The following is a 4,490-nucleotide window of genomic DNA, read 5'->3' as shown; positions in this document are numbered from 1 at the left end:
TTTGAGGGGCGATTTGTTAATTATAGTCCCTAAAGGTTTCTTAACTAAAGACAGCGATAATCATTTTGGTGACTAAATAAATAATTGCAATTACCATCATCCAACCAGTACTGCGCATAAATTCCCAGACATTAGTTTGTGCCTTTGCGTTTTTGGTAATAACTATGCTTTTTTTTAGTGAATCATCGCCCTTGATCAAACTATCTAAGGTAATGTCGAATAAATTGCTGATTTGTACTAAACGATCAATATCGGGATAAGCATTCTCGACTTCCCACTTAGAAATTGCCTGACGAAAAACATTAAGCGTTTCTGCAAGATAATCTTGCGTCCATTGCCTTTTTTCTTGTTCTTCTTTTATCCTTTGCCCTAAAGTCATAAGCGTGCTAAAAGCAACTACTGGTTGCAAAGAATATTCTGTTATAAATAGGGCTAACTGTGAACTTTAACCTAAAGTATTTTTTAGAACTAATCTTTCATTAATATGCTTAAACAAATAGTTTGATGATATAGACTATTCATAATAAATCATTTAGAATGCTTATTTTTACAAAGTGCCTTGAGAAAGATATCTGATTCATTCATATTTATATTTTTTGCGAAAGCATTTCTTTCTTCGCGGGGGAGTTTTTCATTTAGTATTCTTAAGATGGCTCTTTTTTCAAAAATATCTGCTCGTTTAATTAATTCTTTTAACGTCAGGCAGTCATTTCGAGTAAGATACTTTCTGTTAGTGTAGATGATATCTAAAGTTGCGCGACCAATATAGTTACCTGCGTCTCTTCTTAAACTGACATAGTAATTAAAAATGTATGTACTATTCAGATCAGGGAACATTCCTAAAAATCTAATAATATATATCTTAATATATTCAGGATTCTCTTCCTCTTCTAAAAGTGGTTTTAGCATATCAAATATCTGCTCTTTAGTTGCACCATTGTTTTCAAAGATTGCTTCTTTGTTTTTACGGATAGCATCAGTTATTACAGGTAATGATTGTGGTTGCAAATTAATAATTGTTTTGAGTACTTGCGATGTATCTGTCCATTTTTTTTGAGCTACAAAAGAGTTTATTAGTGTAGATATATCGGAAGGCATAGCGTAATTTTCTGCTTTAAGTTTTAAGATTAGTTTAGAAAAATCAATGCCTTTATATTTTTCTATTTGTCTGTCACTTAGCTGGCGAAATTTCAAAGGTATCTCACCGGAATAAGAATTAATGATCCTCCAAAGAGGTGTATTATTAGGTGTATTACGCGGCTCTACATGAGTATCTTCCAGGGGGGCTTCTTTTTCGTTATCTTTGTTAGATATATTTTCTTTTTGTGTACGAGCTAGTTGTAATTTTGATGCATTAAAAAAAAGGCCTTCTTTTTGCAAACGTGAGGTTAACAAACTCATGATCTGATAAGCTTCTGAAGTGTTTTTCGCAAATATACGATAGTCATCAACAAATCTGCAAAACATGATTTTATGATCTTCTAAATATTTATCTATGTTTGTTAATTCGGCCTCTGCAAATATTCTAGAAGCATTAGATCCTACTGGAAGCCCATAGGAGTCTCTATTACTCCAATAAAGGAGAAGCTGATTTATTAATTCAATACAGTCCTGTTGGCCTTTTAAGCTTGGGTAGGATAACAATGTCGAGTTTAACCTATGCAAGTTTAAACGATCATAAAAATTTGAAATATCACAAGAAATAACAATGTTATTTCCACGCAATCGTTTTTTTCTACTTGTTTCTTTTAGGAACGTATTATAGTTATAACGAGCATTAAACAATAAACCACTATTTTTATCTGTAATGAACCTATACGAAAACACCTTTTGTTTCCTTATTTTCACCTTTTCTCTCTCAATATGTGGTGCCAATAATATTGCCAGGGTCAAAAAAACAATTCTTCATAGATGTCGATCATAGAGCAAAAGCGATAGTTAGCTGGTTGTTTTTTGGGCATTAATATTTTTCCGTATGTTTTCAAATGAATTTTTTCGAATTTTTGGCTTTCTATATCTGAAGTAATTTTATTAACAATTTCATTTTTAAAAGATTGATCCTTTAAAAATTCTAATTCAAAAGGGTCTTCAAATATAACTACATCTGTTACATTTTTGACATACAATATGTTTCTTATTGCGCGTTTACAAGCAGATTTTATTTCCATGGTTCCAAACAAATTGATAATACTCCTTTTTGTTAATGTTAATTAAATATCATGTTTCAACAATATTTTTAAAGATTATTGGAGTTTATATCCCCTGAAATATGTTATTGTTTCCGTGATAAATCCCTATCTTTATATTTTATCAAGATCTTTACTTGTTTTATCAAAAGTATAAATATAATTAGTTAACACTAATGCTACCAATATAATACAAGGAGCTACTCAAATCTGATTTTTGAGGGTTGTTTTTCAGTATTGTAATGCCAGATTTATATCCTGGATCATCGACCCATATATTCATAAAGTGGTCACTGCATTCAATTGTTATATTTCCACTCTGTTTTTTTAATATAGTATTCCATCCACAATAATAATTCATGTCTTTAGATTCTGCATGTCCCAAAATTATTAGTTTAGGGTTGAGCTTTCTCAGAATGGCACCAGGAACGTGACCACTTTTCCTACCGTGATGTGGGGCTAACAATACATCTATTTGGGGCCAATCAACATTATCTTCTATTTTTTTCATAAAGTCGGTTTCCAAATCCCCCATCCATAAAAATGTTGCATTATCTTCAATAGAGTATTTTATAATTGGAGAGATATTATTAGGGCTGGCATCTGCCTGATCAAGTGCCGATTGAAAATCTTCATTGGATGTATCAGGCCATAGTATGCTTATACCGGAACTTCCTCTTTCGTCAGATCCTTGATTCATCCATTTTCGACTACAGCCCTTTTCTATGTAAAAAGCTCTATTCTCGTCATCTCTTAAATTAGAATAAGCTTTAAAGGAGGGTGTAATGTCTTGTTTCGTGACACTGTTTTTAACACAGTAAAAATTTTCGATATTACTTATATCTTCCAATCCATGAAAGTGATCTTCATCAGGGTGAGTTGAAATAAACCTAAATATAGACTTCTTAGACCGTATATCTTGAATTTCATTTAAGATGGTTGTTCTACAGGAACTGTCTTCAGGTAAATTACAATCAATGATTGAAAAATTATCTGAATTGTGTTCAATATAAGACATATCCCCATTACTTACATTAAAAAATTTAACTATGCTCATGATTTTCCCCTTTGATATAATTTTCGACTAAGACATTATTGGCAAATTTTTCTCCAGTCTTATGTGCGGCATACGTAGTTATAATCCAAATAATAATAAAATAAATATGTACTTTATAATTATAATAGATATATGGAAACTTAGACATGAGTGGATAAAATATGACAAAAACTATAGATAGCACACTTATATCACGGGTTAAAAGGTAGTTTGAATTTGAAAAGAAAATTATGTTTTCATTTCTTACGGCTGTATATAAAGCATACCATTTTTTGTTTTGGTATAGTTTATCTTGACTATTTTGATTAATTTCTTTCCAAATATTTTTATAGAATTTTTGTAAATTTATTTTTGACACTCTGAAATCTGAATAATTCCCATAAAATAGTTTTGTTAGTGCTGTATTTCCAGGTATTTTATCCATGTTTCCAAAAACTAAAACGTTTTTGATTCTAGTTGACAGTACACTATCTAAGATATTTGAATATATATATATAATTCCCATACTTCCTAGAAAAGTAAATAAGCTGAAAATGAAATCATAATTATTAACAAAATATTTATGTGATATTTTAGTTGAAAATAGCGTAATAATAATAGCATTGGCACATATAAAATATTGAACTTCCTTAGTTTTATAAATTTTTAGATTATTCATTTCACCATACCTTTTAGATTTTGATGAAATTTTATTTCACCAAAAATGCCACCAACTATTATTGACTTTATTTTTAGATACTTTCTTTTTATCCTGCTTATAGTTTTTATCTTTGACTTGACTAGAATTAATGTTATTCAACAAGGTATCATCTTTATCATTTTCGGGCCGTTTTTGAATTGAACTAGAAGGTTCAGACAACCCACTCAATTTCTGAACGTGTTCTTTTAATTGATGATTTTCTGCTACCGTTGCTAATTGTAACTGCTGCTGCTGATCCACCAATTTTGTTAGATGATCTATTTGTCGGTCTTTGATAGCAATCTGTTTGTCACGTTGATCCTTTAAATCTTCTACTTCTTTTCGCAAAGTAGCAATTAGCTCATTATTTTCTTTGGTAGTCTTTGTCGTTTTTTTGCTACCTATTTGTTGGTTTTTTGCTACCTTACTTCTAATAATCCTTTCAGCTGTAAGACTTATCACGTTTTTACCTTGACTATCTTTTTGTCGGTTCTTTGTTGGTAGTCTTTGGTAGTGGTATTGAATAGTTTGTTTAGAGACCTTTAATTCATCAGCAAGTTCTCTAATA

The 4,490-nt window shown here is 30.6% G+C and carries 6 protein-coding genes; all 6 read right to left on the bottom strand.

Annotated features, from left to right (window positions below):
- Window positions 1-40 precede the first annotated feature (40 nt).
- Window positions 41-379, bottom strand: a complete 339-nt coding sequence (locus tag FC27_RS11270) for a helix-turn-helix domain-containing protein (protein WP_029508267.1) — start codon at window positions 377-379, stop codon at window positions 41-43.
- Window positions 380-528: 149 nt separating this feature from the next.
- Entirely contained in the window at window positions 529-1,893 is a 1,365-nt protein-coding gene (locus FC27_RS11265; RefSeq protein ID WP_010625617.1) for an RNA-directed DNA polymerase, read from the bottom strand.
- A complete protein-coding gene (locus tag FC27_RS11260; RefSeq protein ID WP_010625616.1) occupies window positions 1,890-2,180 on the bottom strand; it encodes a hypothetical protein in 291 nt (96 codons plus the stop codon). The genes FC27_RS11265 and FC27_RS11260 overlap by 4 nt, the downstream gene beginning before the upstream one ends.
- 169 nt (window positions 2,181-2,349) lie before the next feature.
- On the bottom strand, window positions 2,350-3,243 hold the full coding sequence (locus tag FC27_RS11255) for a ComEC/Rec2 family competence protein (RefSeq protein WP_010625615.1): 894 nt from the start codon (window positions 3,241-3,243) through the stop codon (window positions 2,350-2,352).
- Window positions 3,230-3,901 (bottom strand): hypothetical protein, encoded by a 672-nt coding sequence (locus tag FC27_RS11250; RefSeq protein WP_010625614.1) that lies wholly within the window; start codon window positions 3,899-3,901, stop codon window positions 3,230-3,232. The genes FC27_RS11255 and FC27_RS11250 overlap by 14 nt, the downstream gene beginning before the upstream one ends.
- A gap of 36 nt (window positions 3,902-3,937) precedes the next feature.
- Window positions 3,938-4,489, bottom strand: a complete 552-nt coding sequence (locus tag FC27_RS11245; RefSeq protein ID WP_056938106.1) for a DUF536 domain-containing protein — start codon at window positions 4,487-4,489, stop codon at window positions 3,938-3,940.
- Window position 4,490: the final 1 nt, after the last annotated feature.

The organism is Companilactobacillus versmoldensis DSM 14857 = KCTC 3814, assembly GCF_001434295.1.
Lineage (GTDB): Bacteria > Bacillota > Bacilli > Lactobacillales > Lactobacillaceae > Companilactobacillus > Companilactobacillus versmoldensis.
This window is presented reverse-complemented; position numbering and strand designations above follow the sequence as displayed.

Bases quoted from the DNA above. Each gene is read 5' to 3' on its own strand.
- FC27_RS11270 (WP_029508267.1), bottom strand. From the start codon at position 379: ATGACTTTAGGGCAAAGGATAAAAGAAGAACAAGAAAAAAGGCAATGG.
- FC27_RS11255 (WP_010625615.1), bottom strand. From the start codon at position 3,243: ATGAGCATAGTTAAATTTTTTAATGTAAGTAATGGGGATATGTCTTAT.
- FC27_RS11250 (WP_010625614.1), bottom strand. From the start codon at position 3,901: ATGAATAATCTAAAAATTTATAAAACTAAGGAAGTTCAATATTTTATA.